Raw genomic sequence first — 14,630 nt, forward strand, 5'->3', positions numbered from 1 at the left:
GCGCGTTTCCTTCAGCCGGCGGGCTCGAGGCCGGGTGCCTGGTCGATCTCGGCGGGCTTGTAGAGCTTGTGCTGCACCGCGGGGCCGAGTGCATCGGTGACCACCGCGAGGCGCCAGGGGTCGCCCTGCTTCGCGCACGCGCGCTCCTCGGGGGTGAGCTGGAAGCCGGCCATCCCGGCCGCGGTGCCCTTCACCGCGAGCTTGAGCAGGGTGGCGCCCTTCTTGTCCGAGACCTCGATGTCGTAACCGAGCGCCTGGCCGGCCACGTTCTCGGTCTTGTACCCGTAGCCGGAGAAGTGGCGCGTGAGGTGGTCCATGGCGGCGGCCTGCAACTGGTCCCGCGATACCGGGCCGGCGGGGGCCGGCGGGGCCGGAACGCCGCTGCGCGCGCGAGCGGCCTGCATGTCTTCCTCGGTCGGCAGCCACTCGCCCGGACCGCGGACCAGCACCGCCAGCTTCCGATCGGCATCCCATGTCGCGACGTGCCACTCCTGGTCGTCCGGCACGCGTATCGACACCTTGGCTGACCTGTCGGTCTCCAGCTCGAGAATGGGGACGCGGTTCGTCTGCAGCACGGCCCTGAACCCCTGGCCCGTATCCAGCGAGCGCTTGAGCAGGTCCAGCCGGTTGCCGGCGCGCTGGGCCTGCGTGGCGCTTCGCTCGCCGCCTCCGATGCGGCGCTCCGCATCGAGGGACTCGAGACAGAACCATCGTCCGCCCGACCCGATCTGCACGAGCTCCGCCCAGATCGTCGCGATGACCTTGTCGCCCGTCGCCAGCCAGGCCTGGTCCGACGCCTTCTGGCGCGCGTCGGGCACGCCCATCCTGGCAATGATGTCGACGGGAGTGCGCTTCTCCCCTGTAAGGCGCTTTTCGTTGATGACCGCGAGTACGTCGGGGTCGACTTCCTTGTCCATTCGAAGTGATTCAGGCGAGTTGTGAACTTTTCGAGTATGCCCCCGCGTCGCATGCACGTCACCGCCCCTTCACGGCGCTGACATCGGCGCTGCCTAGTCTTGCCTCCCACACAGACAAGCAAGCGGCGCGCCCCGCGCTGCGCCATACACCCCATCGACGAGGAGAAGAACCCCATGAGCTCGCGCCGCCAATTCATCCAGGGCACCGCCACCACCGGCATCGCCGCCGCCACGCTGGCCGCCTTCCCGCCCAGCATCCGCAAGGCACTCGCGATCCCCGCGCACCACGAGACCGGCACCATCCAGGATGTCAAGCACGTGGTGATCCTGATGCAGGAGAACCGGTCGTTCGACCAGTACTTCGGCACGCTGCGCGGCGTGCGCGGCTTCGGCGACCGCTTCACCATCCCGCTGCCCGGCGGGCGCAAGGTCTGGCAGCAGAACAACGCCGCCGGCCAGCCGGTGCTGCCCTACCACCTCGATTTCACCAAGGGCAACGCGCAGCGCGTCAGCGGCACGCCGCACAGCTGGAACGACGGCCAGAACGCCTGGGACGGCGGCCGCCTCGAGCAATGGGTGCGCCACAAGACGCCGGCCTCGATGGGCTACTACAAGGAAGCCGAGCTGCCCTTCCAGTTCGCGCTGGCCAATGCCTTCACGCTGTGCGACGCGTACCACTGCTCGATGCACACCGGCACCAACTCCAACCGCATGTTCATGTGGGCCGGCACCAACGGCCCGACGGGCGCGGGCGTGGCCACGGTGAACAACGAATGGGACTCGATCGATTCCTCGGCGCTGGGCTACGACTGGAAGACCTACCCCGAGCGCTTGCAGGAAGCCAAGGTCAGCTGGATCGTCTACCAGAACATGCCCGACAACTTCGGCGACAACCCGCTGGCCGGCTTCAGGCAGTACCGCAAGGCCAACGAGGCCTCGGGCAAGCCGGTGAGCAACGAGGCGCTCTCGCCCGCCTACGACCCGGCCAGCGACGACGCCGGCAACCCGCTGTACAAGGGGATCGCCAACACCATGCCCGGGCCGCTCGGCGACGCGAACGCCTATTTCGAGTCTTTCCGCAACGACATCAGGAACGGCAAGCTGCCGCAGGTGTCCTTCGTGGTTGCGCCGGCCACCTACTCCGAGCACCCCGGCCCCTCGAGCCCGGTGCAGGGCGCCTGGTACATCCAGGAAACGCTGGACGCGCTGACTGCGGTGCCCGAGGTCTGGAGCAAGACCGTGCTGCTGGTCAACTTCGACGAGAACGACGGCTACTTCGACCACGTGCCCTCGCCCTCGGCCCCCTCGCTCAACGCCGACGGCACGCCGGCCGGCAAGACCACGCTGCGCGAGTCGGACATCGCCTTCGAGCGCTTCATCCACCCCAACCCGCCCGGCACCACGAGCCAGCCGCAGCCCGACGGACGGGTCTACGGCCCCGGCGTGCGCGTGCCGATGTATGTGATCTCGCCCTGGAGCCGCGGCGGCTGGGTCAACTCGCAGGTGTTCGACCACACTTCGATCATCCGCTTCCTGGAGAAGCGCTTCGGCGTCAAGGAGCCGAACATCAGCCGCTATCGCCGTGCGGTGTGCGGCGACCTCACGAGCTGCTTCAACTTCGAGCGGCCCAACAACGAACCGTTGCCGACGCTGCAGGGCCGCAAGACCCTGGGCCAGGCCGACGCGCTGCGCGCCGCCCAGCAGCAATTGCCCCAGATCGTCCCGCCCGCGAACCCGCTGCTGCCGGTGCAGGCGACCGGCACGCGGCCTTCGCGCGCCCTGCCCTACGAGCTGCATGTGACTGCGCGCAGCAACTCGCGGCAGGGCACGATCAAGCTGGTGTTCGCCAACAGCGGCGAGCAAGGGGCCGTGTTCCACGTCTACGACAAGCTGCACCTGGAGCGGCTGCCGCGCCGCTACATGGTGGAGCCCAACGAGCGCCTGGATGACGACTGGGCCGCGATGTCCGACAACGCCGGCCTCTACGACCTGTGGGTGCTCGGGCCGAACGGCTTCCACCGCCACTTCAAGGGCGACCTGAACCGCCTGCGCGCAGGAAATGCGCCCGAACCCGAGATCCGCGTGGGCTACCACCGGCGCCGCGGCGACCTGCACCTGAAGCTGCGCAACGACGGCGAGCGCGGCTGCGTCTTCACGATCAAGTCGCGCGCCTATCGCAACGACGGCCCCTGGACCGTGCGCGTGAGAGGCGGCGGCGAGGAGGAGCAGCACTGGGACATCGCGGCGAGCGGCTACTGGTACGACTTCGAGGTGACTTGCGATGCCGACCCGGCCTACTACCGCCGCATCGCCGGCCGCGTCGAGACCGGTCGGCATTCGGTGAGCGATCCGGCGATGGGACATCCCGATCTCTGAGGGCGGAGGCCAGCCTGATGGCGGAGGATGAGTGACATCTCGAAACTCGCGGGAAGAAGGCAAAGGGCCACAATAAAAAGGCCACCGGTGCCGGCTGTGGCCAGATTCACCCCGCTGCCCCTGCGGGTGCAACCTTCCCGAGGACGCCATGTCAAGAGTGACGGATGCGATCAAGCAACATCTTCCGGACCCGATCGTCAACGCCGTGCGTGCCTATCGCGGCCGAGCCAGGCTGAAAGCGTTTTCGGATCTCTCGACGAAAGACGTTTTCACCAAGATCTACGAGGAAGGCTTCTGGGGCCGTGCCGACGACCCCGAACAAGAATTCTTCTCCGGAAGCGGATCGCGCGCCGCCCCGGTCGACACCTACATCGCGGCGGTGGAGAAGTTTGTTCGAACGCTCGACCACAAGCCCGACGTCGTGGACCTCGGATGTGGCGACTTCCACGTGGGGTCGAAGGTGCGCCCCTTGTGCAACCGCTATGTGGCCTGCGACATCGTGGACGCCCTGATCGCGTCCAACAAAGAGAGGTACAAGGCGATGAACGTCGAGTTCAGGACGCTGGACCTTGCGCAGGACGACCTGCCGGCCGGTGAGGTGGTCTTTGTTCGACAGGTTCTTCAGCATTTGTCGAACGCCGTCATCGCCCGCGCAGTCGCCAGGATTCCCGCGCAATACCGCTATCTCGTCTTGACCGAGCACGTGCCGCACGAGCCGTTTACGCACAACCTCGACAAGTCATCGGGGCCTGACAACCGCCTGGCGATCAAAAGCGGCATCGTCCTGACGAGCCCGCCTTTCAACATGAAAGCGATCGAGGAATCCACCCTGTGCGAGGTGGAGGAATGGGGCGGGGTCATCCGGACCGTTCTCTACAGATTCACGTAGGTCGATCCACCACCTCGATCGCCGCACGCGCGCGCAAGTCCACGGCCTGGTGCGTTCCGGCGCGGGGTCGCTGGAGCGGCCGACACTCTCTGCTTCCACAGAGGCCGCATCACCGCTTCGCTTGACATGCAGGCAATTGCCTGCATATCATTCGCTCACGCACAAACACGACGGATGGACGCTGACAAGGTTTTCAAGGCGCTGGCCGACCCGACGCGCAGAAGGCTGCTCGACCTGCTTTGCGAGCGGAACGGGCAGACGCTGAGCGAGCTCTGCGAGCACCTCGACATGGCGCGGCAATCGGTCACGCAGCACATCGGGCTTCTCGAGGCGGCAAGCCTGGTGAGCACGGTCTGGCGTGGCCGGGAGAAGCTGCACTTCATCAATCCGGTGCCGCTGCACGAGGTCTACGAGCGGTGGGTGCGCAAATTCGAACGCCAGCGGCTCAGCCTGCTGCACGACCTGAAGAAGCAACTCGAAGGAGAGCGATGATGAGCAAGACCAGTTTCGTTTACGTGACCTACATCCGCTCGACGCCGCAAAAGGTGTTCGAAGCCATCACCAGGCCGGAGATCGCGCGGCGCTACTGGGGCCACGAGAACGTCTCCGACTGGAAGCCCGGGTCGACCTGGGAGCACGTGCGCGCCGACGAGCAGCGCGCGGTGCAGGTGGTCGGCAAGGTGGTCGAAGTCGTGCCGCCCACGCGCCTGGTCATCACGTGGGCGAGCCCCTCGCAAGCGGCCGATCCGGCCAGCTACAGCCGCGTGAGCTTCGACGTCGCGCCCTACGAAGACATGGTGCGGCTGACCGTCACCCACGACGAACTCGAGGCCGGCAGCGGCATGGCCAAGGGCATCCAGCAAGGCTGGCCGATCGTTCTTTCCAGCCTGAAGTCCCTGCTGGAAACGGGCCAGGGCATCGATGTCTTCGCCAAGCCCAAAACGGCCTGATTCGTCGGCCCGAAACCAGGAGTTGTTCCTATGACCCAGCCCTACACCGGCGGATGCGCGTGCGGCGCGATTCGCTACGCGACGAAGCACGCGCCCATCTTCCAGAATCACTGCCAGTGCCTCGACTGCCAGCGACGCAGCGGCACCGGGCATGGTTCCTACCTGACCTTTCCCGCGCGCGCCGAGATGACGATCACTGGCGAGGCGACGCATTGGAAAGTCTCCGCCGACAGCGGCAACGTGAAGAATCACGCCTTCTGCCCGGTCTGCGGCACGCCGGTGTACCTGAGCTTCTCCGAGACGCCGGAGCTGATCGCGGTCCACGCCGGCAGCCTGGACGAGCCGGAACGCTTCGCGCCGCAGGTGCTCACCTACAGCGTGCGCGGGCTGGCGTGGGACCCCGTCGATCCTTCGCTGCAGGCATTCGAGCGCATGCCGGTCCGGGAATAGGCTCCTGAGTCCAGCGGCATGCCAGCGCACCTGCTCCTGATGTTCGGCGTGCTGCCGCTGTGGCTGGCCGCAGGGGCCCTCGACTGGGCGTTGCATCGGAACTCGTCCATCGAGACGACTTCCGGGACGCGCGAATCCGTCCTGCACCTGCTGATGCTGGCCGAGCTCGGGCTTCCCGTGCTGGCCGTGTTGTGGCTCGAGGTCGATGCCGCCGTGCTGGCGCTGTGCGCGGCGGGCTTCGTGCTGCACGAGCTGACGGTCTACACGGATCTCAAGTGGTCCGTCGCGCGGCGAAACATCTCGCCGCTGGAGCAGATGGTGCACAGCGCACAGGAGATGCTGCCGCTGGTGGGCCTGGCGCTTCTCGCCGTGGCGCACTGGGACGAGGTGCTGGCGCTCGTGGGCGTTGGCACATCCCCGGCTGCGTACGCACTCAAGCCGAAGGCAGTGCCACTGCCGGCGCCCTATGTGGCGGCCGCAATGGCAGGCTCCGCCGTGGTGGCCTTGCTTTATGTGGAGGAATTGATCCGATGCCTGCGCGCCAGGCGCTGATGCTCGCGCGAGGCGCTCAGCGTTGGTCGCGCCGGCTCAGGGCCAGATGCATGGCGGCGCTGGCGATCGCCGCCGTACCGGCCGCGACGGTGATCTGGTTGAGCCCGAGCACCACGTCGCCCGCGGCATACAGGCCGGGAGCGTCGGTCTCCTGGTGCCGGTCCGTCAGCACATAGCCGCTCTCGTCGGTTCGGGCGCCGACGCGCTCGGCAAGCGTCGAATGCACCTCGAGGCCGAGGGCGCTGTAGAGCGATTCACAGGCGGTGTCCAGGCCGCCATGGCGCACGCTGATTCGCCCGTCCCACTCCCGGATGCTTTCGACAGCCCCTTCGGCAAGCCGAATGCCGGCCTGTGCCAGCCGCTCGTGCTCGGCGGGCGCAAGCGCCTGCGCATCGGACGTCATGAAGAGGGTGAGGTCCGGCGTGAAATGCCGCAGGTAAAGCGCCTCCTGCACCCCGGCCGGCCCGTTTGCGACGACGCCGACCTTGCGGTCGATGACCTCGTAGCCGTCGCACACCGGGCAGTAGCGCAGCAGCCCCTTGCCCAGCGCCTGCGACAGGTGCGGCATCGCAGGCACGACGTCGCTGGTGCCGGACGCGAGCAGCACCAGGCGCGCCGTCAGATCGCCGCCTTCCCAGGAGAGCCGAAAGCCGTCCTCGATACGCTCCAGCGCGTCGACCTGGCCGGCGTGGTGCGCAATCGGGTAGCGATGGGCCTGCTCGCGCAGTGCCCCCAGCAGCGCGGGGCCGGCGATGCCGTCCGGAAAGCCGGGGTAATTGCGGGTGCGCGGGATGGTGGCCAGCCGGCTCTGGCTCGCATCCACGATCGCCACCGATCGCCGAAGCCGGGCGAGATAAATGGCGGCAACAAGACCGGCGGGGCCGCCGCCGATGATCGCGGCGTCCACCGCCGGCAGGGAATTTGGCGTGGCCATCGGAGCTCCTGGAATGACAACAAGGATGCCCCATGGCACGGCACGCGGCGTGCCTGGATTCCGGCGCTGGTCCGCTAGCAGTTGGCGCGGATGCCGCGTATCACCGCCGCATCGCGGACCCGCTCCGTCTCCACGATGGCAGTCGCCTCGCAGCGGGCGGCCGTGGCCCTGTAGCTGTAGCGGGCCTCGATGCGGCTGCCATCGAGGCGGCGGACGGACCGGAGGACGAGCGGCTGCCGCAGCGAGCCGTAGAACCTGGACATGTTGACCGGGTCGAAGGCGCCGACGCCTCGCTTGGCGGGCGTCACGAGGGCCGCCGCGGCATGGCCGTCGCCGACGGACAGCGCGCGGTAGAACTGCGCGACGGTCTCCAGGGGAACATCGCTCGCACGCTTTGCGGGCTCTGCGGCAATGGTGATCGGGGTGGGGGTGGGGGTGGGGGTAGCATCCCGGCGAGGCGGTGCCTGGATCGCTGGGGCCGGAACCAGTGGCTCGGCCGGCGGTTGCACGACGGCGACTGCGGTCGGGTGCACGACGGCGACCGCCGCCGGTCGCGCCGGCACAGGGCGTTGCGCATGTGTCCGGCTCACATGCCACAGCACGAAAGCAGCGGACCACAGGATCAGCAGGAGCGACACCCACAGCGCGGGTGGATCCAGCCTTTTCGCCAGTGCAACGAGGCCCATGGCTGCGCGCGGCAGGGGACGCTGCGGCGCCGGCGACGACTGGCGCGGCAGCGGCGGCGCATTGCGCACACCCGGATCAGCCCGATCACCCGAAATGGCCGAGAGCTTTCTGGCACAGCGGCGACAGTAGATCGCTGCATCCCTGTTGAGGGTCTGGCATGCGCCACAGGTCTGCGCCATGGGTTACTCCCGTCCGAAGCCTCGATCGAAAGACGATCAAAGAACCTCGGCGGCCAGCGGCTGATCGGAGTGCGTGGACAGGCCGTGTAGGAACGTGCTGACATTCATGCACCGCGGAGCGGCGCGTCGAATGGGCAGAGCAATGCCGCCCCGGCCAGCCCCATGTCTCCAATCTCAGGGCCTGAGCGGCAGCGCGGCCAGGAACTCCAGCAGCGCGCCATTGACGAGCGCCGCTTCTTCGTGATGCACCCAGTGGCTCGCATCCGGCACATGGAGTACCTGCGCATGGTCGCACCGGGCGGCACCCGCCTCGGCAAGGTCTTTTTCGAGGGCGGTATCGCGGTCACCCCAGATGATCTGCACCGGCTGCCGAACCCGCTCGGTGCTGGGCCTCGCGAGCGGCATGGCGCGATACCAGTCGAGCATGCAGCTCAGTGCGCCGTCGACCGACCAGGCGGCGCGGTACTGCTGGAGTTCGGCCCCGCTGAAGGTGCCGGGGCGGCTGGTGCTCGTCAGCGCCAGCGCCAGCGCGGCAGATTCGCGCGCACTCAGCAAGGTCTCGGGCACCCACGGCAGCTGGAACAGCGCGACGTAGGCGCTTCTCATCGCCTGCAGCGGATGCGTCAGCGCGAAGGAGGCGAAGGTCGCCGGATGCGGTGCATTCAGGATGGCGACGCCTGTCAGGCTTGCAGCATTCCGGCCTGCCAGCTGCCACGCGACCATGCCGCCCCAGTCGTGCCCGACCACCGCAAAGCGCTCGGCCCCGAGCGCGATGGCCATTGCAGCAACATCGTCCGCCAGGATGTCCAGCGCATAGTGGCGCACGCCTCGCGGCTTGTCGCTGTCGCCGTAGCCGCGCTGATCCGGCATCGCGACGCGATAGCCGGCCCCTGCCAGCGCGTCGGCCTGGTGGCGCCAGCCGTACCAGAACTCCGGGAATCCGTGCAGCAGCAGCACCAGCGGCCCTTGCTCCGGGCCGGCAAGGGCCACGTGAAAGCTCAGCCCGTTCGCCCTGATGCGCGTGTGTTCGAGGGACATGCCGCACATGCTGCGCCGCCACCTGCGGACCCGCTGTAGGACGCGGCGATGGCGCGACGGGTGCGCACGCCACCCGATCGAAACGCCCCTACCCTCGCGTCAGCACCGTCCGGACCGCATAGCCGTTGCGGTACACGCCCTCGATCGTCCCGGCGACCGGGTCCTTGGGCGAAGCCGTCACGTACCGCTCGTCCGAAGTTCGGTACACGATGACGGTGCGGTCTTGCGCACTGAGCGTGCGGGCGACGCCGGTGGCCTGGTTGAGCGTGCGGTAGGTATTCATGAGGTCCCCTCTTTGGCGGGCACATGCTAAACCGAAGGTACTCAATTCAGACGAATCCTGGCCCTCGCATCGGCGCCGGATGCCGGTAAAAGGCCACACTTTGGACGGCTATCTGTCGGCGTCCTGGCACAGGGCCACTCGCAGGCGCGGGCTCGGGGAAGGAAACGGATGTATTGCCTGCGCGCCATCAGGAATGTCGCGGGGGATGCCGATCTCCTGAGTTTCCTGGATCACATGCTGAGCCGAGGCCTGCGCTGAGCGTCCCCCCTGGTTCACGGCCCTTACCTCAAACCTAGAGCAGTTCCTCCGCCACGAACAGCGACATCAGCCCGAGCCGCAGCCGATCAGCCCAGCCCACGCCGGGTTCGCGCGGGTGCACCACCTCGCGCCCGGCCTCCTGCGCCACCCACTCGAGGCTGCCGGGGCGTCGAGCGGCCGGCCGCAGGCGATAACTGCCGATGTCGCGGTCGCGCTGCAGGGTCTGCGTCACTTCGACCGCCAGCGCCGGACTGTCGATCAGCACGCCCAGCTCGGTGTTGGCGCGCATCGAGCGCCGGTCCATGTTCATCGAGCCGATCAGCAGGCGCCGCCCGTCGATCACCGCCAGCTTGGCGTGCAGACGGCCGAGCGATGAGGCGGATTCGCCGGCCGCCGCGTCGGCGCGGCGGCCCAGCGCCGGGCTGAGCTCGTGGAGCTCCACGCCCAGGCGCACCATCTCGGCCCGGTAGCGGGCATAGCCCCAGTGCACCAGCGGCTCGTCGGTGGCGGCCTGCGCGTTGGTCATGACGATCACGCGCAGGCCCTTGTCGCGCGCCCGCCGCATCAGCGCCAGGCCGCGCTCGCCCGGCACCAGGTAGGGCGTCGCGACCAGCACCTGCGAGCGCGCCTCGCGCATCGCCTGCAGCGCACCTTCGAGGGCGAAAGCCTCCGGCGCCGGCCGGCCTTCGGTGCCGGCCTTTTCCGGCCCGTCGGCGTAGAGCCGTGCCGGCGCGAAGTGCTGGGTCAGCCGCCCCTCGTCGAGCTCGGCAGAGACCGGGCGGTAGCCGAAGCGGTCGAGCGGGGCCACCGGCGGCTCGCCGTCCACATCGCGCATCGCCTGCGCAGAGGCTTGCGCACCATCGGCCTCGGGCAGCAGCGCCCGCACCGGCCAGGCCTGCTCGCTGTTCCAGAAGCGGTCGAACACGGTCTCGAAGCCATCCACCACCGGCCCGGAGCACAGCACGTCCATGTCGATGAAGTTCGAGGGCTCGCCGCGCTTGAAGTAGTCGTCGGCGATGTTGCGCCCGCCGATCACGGCCAGCGAGCCGTCGGCGATGAAGAGCTTGTTGTGCATGCGCCGGTTGATGCGCTCGAACTCGTGCAGCGACAACGCCACGCGCGTGCCCACCTTGCCGCCGCGCTGGGGCAGCGGGTTGAACAGGCGCACCTCCACGTTCGCCTGGGCCGCCAGGCCGGCCAGCAGCAGGCCGCTTTCGCTGGCGTACAGGTCGTCGACCAGCAGGCGCACGCGCACGCCGCGCGCGGCGGCGTCGCCGAGCTCGCGCAGGAAGCGCCGGCCGGTCGCGTCGGCCGCCACCAGGTAGTACTGGATGTCGAGCGAGACCTGGGCGCGGCGGGCCAGCGCGATGCGCGCGTCCAGCGCCTGGTCGCCGTCGGCCAGCAGGCGAAAGCCGGACAGCGCCGGGTCGACGCCCGTCGCCGAGGCGCGTGCCACCTGGGCCAGGCGGGTGTGCGCCACTTCCTCCAGCGCGGTCGAGCGTGCACGCGCGGCATCGGGCGGCGGCAGGCTGGCGCAGCCCGAGCTCAGCAGGGCCGCCAGCGCGTGGCCCAGCAGCGAGGCCGGGCCGGGCCGCAGGCGCCGCAGCTCGCGCGCGATCGGTGCGCGCATCTGCCAGTGCAGCAGCACCAGCAGCGCCTGCAGCCGCTCGTGCAGGCGGACCAGGAAAGCGACGAATCGGGCGGCGGGCGGGGCGAACGGGGGATCGGACATCACAGCTCTCCTCGGGGTATTCGAACAAGCGGCCTCATCTCAGCCGATGCCCAAGGATGGCCGCCGCCGGTATTTGCCTGATATCCCACGCCTGCGCATCGGTAGCCGTTTCGCTGCGCGCCGGAGCCACTGCAACCGCCATGTATCCGGCGTGTATCGACCAGGCAATGAGGGCCACGGCGCGGCCAAGCAGGCCTAGACTGGCGCGATGCAAGCCACCGCACTGACAACCAGCGACGGCCCCACGCTCGCCGGCCTTTCGGCGCAACTCCAATCGCTGCGCCGGGTGGCGCTGGCGGTCGCACACCCCGGCGGGCCCGGGCTGTTCGACGCGCTGGTGCGCGAGCTGGCAGAGGCGCTGGCCGTGCCCACCGTCTTCATCGCAGTGTTCTCCGACGATGTGTGCAGCCTGATGCAGACCGTGGCCGTGCGGCTGGATGGCCGGCCCTTGAAGAACTTCGACTATGTCCTCCAGGGTACGCCCTGTGCGCACGTGGTCGGGCGCGAGTTCCGCTACGTGGCGAGCGGCGTGGCCGCGGAGTTCCCGCGGGGCTCGCTGTTCGCGGCCAAGGGCATGGATTCCTATGCCGCCTTCCCGATGCGCGACAGCCAGGGCGAGGCGCTGGGCCTGCTGGTGGCGATGGACCGCGTGCCGATCGCCGACGGCGATGCCGAGCATGCCGAGGCGATGCTGAAGATCGTCGCAGGCCGCGCGGCCGCCGAGATCGAGCGTACCCGCACCGACGAGGCGCTGCGCTCGGCGGCGCTGGCGGTGTCGGGCGCGCGCAGCGGCACGGTGTTCGACGAGCTGGTGCGGCTGCTGGCGACCATCCTGCGCGTGGAGGTGGCCTTCATCGCCCGCCGCACCGAGGACGGGTCGAATCAGCTGACCATGCTTGCCATGCAGTGCGACGGCCAGGTGCTGCACGACATCCGCTACGCCATTGCCGGCACGCCTTGCGAGACTGTGCTGGGGCAGCAGTTCCGCGCGTACCCGAACGATCTGCAGACGCTGTTTCCCGACGACGAGGATGCGAAGACGCAAGGTGCCGTCAGCTATGCCGGCTATCCGCTCACCGCGCTGGACGGCACGCCGCTGGGCGTGGTTTCGGTCGCCTCGCGCCGCCCGCTGAACCAGGTCGACCGGGTGGAGTCGATGCTGAAGATCTTCGCCATGCGCGCCGCGGCCGAGGTCGAGCGGCTGGCCGCCAGCGAGGCCCTGGAGCATTCCGAAGCGAGCTATCGCACCATCTTCGAGACCGCGGAGGACGCGATCTTCGTCCACGACTGGGACTCCGACCGCTTCATCGACGTCAACAGCCGGGCCTGCGAGACCTACGGCTACACCCACGAGGAACTGATCCGCCTGTCGGTGGGCGACGTCAGTTCCGGCGTGCCGCCCTACACCGCCGAAGACGCGCAGCGCTGGATCGAGCTGGCCAAGCAGGGCCACTGCCCTTCCTTCGAATGGCAGCGCCGCAACAAGGACGGCAGCCTGCACTGGGACGAGGTGCGGCTGAAGCCGGCGACCTTCAACGGCCGGCGCCACATCCTGGCCTTCACCCGCGACATCACCGAGCGCCGCGAGCGCGAGCGTGCCCTGCAGCGCAGCGAGGCGCGGCTGCGCGCAACTGTGGAAGCGGCTTTCGACTGCGTGATCGGCATGGACGCGGAGGGCCGCATCGTCGAGTTCAACGCCGCTGCCGAGCGGGTGTTCGGCTACCGCCGCGAAGCCGTGATGGGCCGGCCCGTGGCCGAGGTGATCGTGCCCGAGCGCCGCCGCGAGGCGCACCTGCGCTGGCTGCGCGAGTTCCCGATCACCGGCAGCAGCCCGATGCTCGGCCGGCTGGTCGAATCGACCGCGCTGACCGCCAGCGGCGACGAGATCCCGGTCGAGCTCGCAGTGAGCGTGGCCGAGGCGCCCGAGGGCAACATCTTCGTCGCCCACGTGCGCGACATCAGCGCGCGGCGCGAGGCCGAGGCGGCCCGCCTTGCGCTCGAGGCGCAGCTGCGCCAGGCGCAGAAGATGGAAGCCATCGGCCAGCTCACCGGCGGCATCGCCCACGACTTCAACAACATCCTGACCAGCGTCATCGGCTACCTGGTGCTGGGCGAGGAGCGTGCCGAAGCCACGGGCGACGCGGTGCTGCTGCGCCAGCTGGGCCAGGCGCACCTGGCGGCCCAGCGTGCGCGCGACCTGATCGCGCAAATGCTGGCCTTCGCGCGGCGCCAGCGCGGAGAGGCGCGCGTGCTCGACGTGGCGCCGCTGGTGCGCCAGACCCTGCGCCTGCTGCGCGCGACCCTGCCCTCCTCGGTCACGCTGGACGGCAACGCAGGCGTCGACGACATGGCTGCCTCGCCGCTGTGCGTGGCCATCGATCCGGTGCAGCTCGAACAGGTGCTCTTCAATCTGTGCATCAATGCGCGCGACGCCCTGGACGGCGCCGGCCGCATCAGCGTGCACCTGCTGTCCCATGCGCAGGAGCGCTGGCAGTGCGCCTCCTGCCGCGCGCCGGTGGATGGCGGCCCCTGGGTCGAGCTGAGCGTGGCCGACACCGGCAGCGGCATCGCGCCGGAGCTGCAGGAGCGCATCTTCGACCCCTTCTTCTCCACCAAGGCGCCGGGCAGCGGCTCGGGCATGGGCCTGGCGATGGTGCATGGCATCGTGCACGGCCACGGCGGGCACCTGCGCTTGCGCACCGCGCGCGGCGTCGGCTCGGTGTTCTCGGTGATGCTGCCGCGGGCAGCGACCGCGACCACCGCGGCCCCCGAGCAGGAGCCGCGCCGCGCGGCCGGCGCGCCCGCCCTGCGCGGCAGCGTGCTCGTGGTGGAGGACGATCCGATGGTGGGCGACTTCCTGGTCGAGCGCCTGGCCAGCTGGGGCCTGCGCGTGCGGCTGCAGCGCGAGCCGCAGACCGCAGCCGCCTGGCTGGCGGAGCCGGCGCACGAGACCGACCTGCTGGTCACCGACCAGACCATGCCGCACATGACCGGCCTGCAGCTGGCCGCCCACGCCCGCGCGCTGCGCCCCAACCTTCCGGTGCTGCTGGTCAGCGGCAACGCTGGAGGCTTCGACCCGCAGGAGCTGGCGCGCTGCGGCGTGCACGCGCTGCTGCGCAAGCCGATCGACGCCGAGCGCCTGCGCGCGGTGCTGCGAGAGGTGCTGGGGTCTACGGTTTGAAGCTGGGGCACCCCCCGAAAACTTGAAGGCGCTGGTGCGCTCGGGCGATGTTGACGGTCAGTCCTGCGCGCTGCAAAGGCGCCTGCGGGTGTGCGGGGCGGCGTGCCACTGTGGCGGTCGGCGCTTTGCGCCGACTTCCCTGCGATGCTCGCGCAGCCGGCCTGCCGCGGAACTCGCGACGTTCACTTCGTTCACTCTGCTCAG

At 69.2% G+C, this 14,630-nt stretch carries 13 protein-coding genes; 7 read left to right on the plus strand and 6 right to left on the minus strand.

Translation table 11 applies throughout. The annotated features are described in order from the left end of the window. Positions 1–11 precede the first annotated feature (11 nt). Positions 12–917: a protein NO VEIN domain-containing protein gene (locus tag ACMGEZ_RS28710; protein ID WP_436825681.1), complete on the minus strand. Its 906-nt coding sequence runs from the start codon at positions 915–917 to the stop codon at positions 12–14. 174 nt (positions 918–1,091) lie between these two features. Between ACMGEZ_RS28710 and ACMGEZ_RS28715 the strand changes: the two genes are divergently transcribed. The 6 genes from ACMGEZ_RS28715 (at position 1,092) to ACMGEZ_RS28740 (ending at position 6,134) form a co-directional block, all read left to right on the plus strand. After that, positions 1,092–3,293, plus strand: a complete 2,202-nt coding sequence (locus tag ACMGEZ_RS28715) for a phosphocholine-specific phospholipase C (protein ID WP_436825682.1) — start codon at positions 1,092–1,094, stop codon at positions 3,291–3,293. A gap of 148 nt (positions 3,294–3,441) precedes the next feature. After that, positions 3,442–4,182 (plus strand): class I SAM-dependent methyltransferase, encoded by a 741-nt coding sequence (locus tag ACMGEZ_RS28720; RefSeq protein WP_436825683.1) that lies wholly within the window; start codon positions 3,442–3,444, stop codon positions 4,180–4,182. Positions 4,183–4,356: 174 nt separating this feature from the next. After that, positions 4,357–4,674 (plus strand): ArsR/SmtB family transcription factor, encoded by a 318-nt coding sequence (locus ACMGEZ_RS28725; RefSeq protein ID WP_436825684.1) that lies wholly within the window; start codon positions 4,357–4,359, stop codon positions 4,672–4,674. Next, complete coding sequence (locus ACMGEZ_RS28730; protein WP_436825685.1) at positions 4,674–5,132, plus strand: SRPBCC family protein; 459 nt, start codon at positions 4,674–4,676, stop codon at positions 5,130–5,132. Before ACMGEZ_RS28725 ends, ACMGEZ_RS28730 begins: the two co-directional genes overlap by 1 nt. 30 nt (positions 5,133–5,162) lie before the next feature. Then, the gene (locus ACMGEZ_RS28735; protein ID WP_436825686.1) at positions 5,163–5,582 is read left to right on the plus strand and encodes a GFA family protein; all 420 of its coding nucleotides are present in this window, start codon (positions 5,163–5,165) and stop codon (positions 5,580–5,582) included. An 18-nt stretch (positions 5,583–5,600) separates the two neighbouring features. Then, positions 5,601–6,134: a diguanylate cyclase gene (locus tag ACMGEZ_RS28740; RefSeq protein ID WP_436825687.1), complete on the plus strand. Its 534-nt coding sequence runs from the start codon at positions 5,601–5,603 to the stop codon at positions 6,132–6,134. Between the two features lie 16 nt (positions 6,135–6,150). On the opposite strand, the gene ACMGEZ_RS28745 is transcribed toward ACMGEZ_RS28740, so the two are convergent. From ACMGEZ_RS28745 to ACMGEZ_RS28765, 5 genes are all read right to left on the minus strand, one after another. Beyond that, positions 6,151–7,068 carry an NAD(P)/FAD-dependent oxidoreductase gene (locus ACMGEZ_RS28745; RefSeq protein ID WP_436825688.1) on the minus strand — a complete coding sequence of 306 codons (918 nt, stop codon included), beginning with the start codon at positions 7,066–7,068 and terminating at the stop codon, positions 6,151–6,153. Between the two features lie 74 nt (positions 7,069–7,142). Further along, positions 7,143–7,934: a hypothetical protein gene (locus ACMGEZ_RS28750; RefSeq protein WP_436825689.1), complete on the minus strand. Its 792-nt coding sequence runs from the start codon at positions 7,932–7,934 to the stop codon at positions 7,143–7,145. A 174-nt stretch (positions 7,935–8,108) separates the two neighbouring features. Continuing rightward, complete coding sequence (locus tag ACMGEZ_RS28755; RefSeq protein ID WP_436825690.1) at positions 8,109–8,972, minus strand: alpha/beta fold hydrolase; 864 nt, start codon at positions 8,970–8,972, stop codon at positions 8,109–8,111. Positions 8,973–9,060: 88 nt separating this feature from the next. Continuing rightward, on the minus strand, positions 9,061–9,255 hold the full coding sequence (locus tag ACMGEZ_RS28760) for a hypothetical protein (protein ID WP_162585874.1): 195 nt from the start codon (positions 9,253–9,255) through the stop codon (positions 9,061–9,063). A 292-nt stretch (positions 9,256–9,547) separates the two neighbouring features. Further along, positions 9,548–11,245, minus strand: a complete 1,698-nt coding sequence (locus tag ACMGEZ_RS28765; protein WP_436825691.1) for a phospholipase D-like domain-containing protein — start codon at positions 11,243–11,245, stop codon at positions 9,548–9,550. 208 nt (positions 11,246–11,453) lie between these two features. Between ACMGEZ_RS28765 and ACMGEZ_RS28770 the strand changes: the two genes are divergently transcribed. Continuing rightward, entirely contained in the window at positions 11,454–14,426 is a 2,973-nt protein-coding gene (locus ACMGEZ_RS28770; protein ID WP_436825692.1) for a PAS domain S-box protein, read from the plus strand. The last annotated feature ends 204 nt before the right edge of the window (positions 14,427–14,630 follow it).

This window comes from Variovorax stachyos (assembly GCF_051400855.1).
In the GTDB taxonomy this organism is placed as follows: domain Bacteria; phylum Pseudomonadota; class Gammaproteobacteria; order Burkholderiales; family Burkholderiaceae_C; genus Variovorax.